This window comes from Methylobacterium sp. GC_Met_3 (assembly GCF_026540775.1).
Taxonomy (GTDB): domain Bacteria; phylum Pseudomonadota; class Alphaproteobacteria; order Rhizobiales; family Beijerinckiaceae; genus Methylobacterium.
Genome location: NZ_JALNUL010000179.1, coordinates 1 through 732, shown reverse-complemented (window position 1 = coordinate 732; position 732 = coordinate 1). Strand labels below are relative to the sequence as shown.

At 68.4% G+C, this 732-nt stretch carries 1 pseudogene; it reads right to left on the bottom strand.

The annotated features are described in order from the left end of the window. Positions 1–697, bottom strand: a pseudogene (locus OXS27_RS32400) (IS630 family transposase); the annotation flags it as partial. Positions 698–732 lie beyond the last annotated feature (35 nt).

Sequence of the window (732 nt, the reverse complement as noted above, 5' to 3'; positions counted from 1 at the left end):
GCCAGGACGTTGAAGACGGCAAACAGCGTCGTGATGCCGTGACGGGTATAGTCGTGGGTCTGGGCGGCGGGATGGCCGGGGGCGAGCGGATGGTCGGGGCGGGTCCGCTCCAGCGCCTGGATCTGGCTTTTTTCGTCAAGGGACAGCACGGCCGCGTGGGGGGGTGGGGCCATGTACAGGCCGACCACGCGGGGATCCCATCGAACAGGTTCGATGGGATCCCGTCCGCGACCTTGGCGGCGAAGGCGGGATCGCGCGAGCGTTTGAACGTGCGCAGCCGATGCGGCTGGAGGCGGTGAGCGTCCCAGATCCGCTGCACGGCCCATGACGAGATCCCCACAGCGTGAGCTACGGCACGGCCGGTCCGGTGGGTGACCTCGCCCGCCAGTTCCGATTAGGTCAGCGCCAGCACCTCGGCCACCGTCTCGGTCGAATGGGGTGGTGTTCCGGGCGGACGTGTCTTGTCGCGCAGCAGACCTTCGACGCCCGCCTCGGCATAGCGCCGCTGCCAGCGCCACACGGCCGGGCGGCTGACGCCCGCCCGCCGGGCGACGTCCTGGACACTCAGGCGCTCGGTCGAGAGCAGGACGATGCGGGAGGGCTGGATATGCTTGAGCGGGCGCGATCGATCCTCGGCGATCACACTGAGCCGTGCCGTGTCGGCTGCAGCGAGAAGTACGCATACCGTCTGGGCCATTTCCCAGACTCACACGCTTCACCCGATGGGTGAAT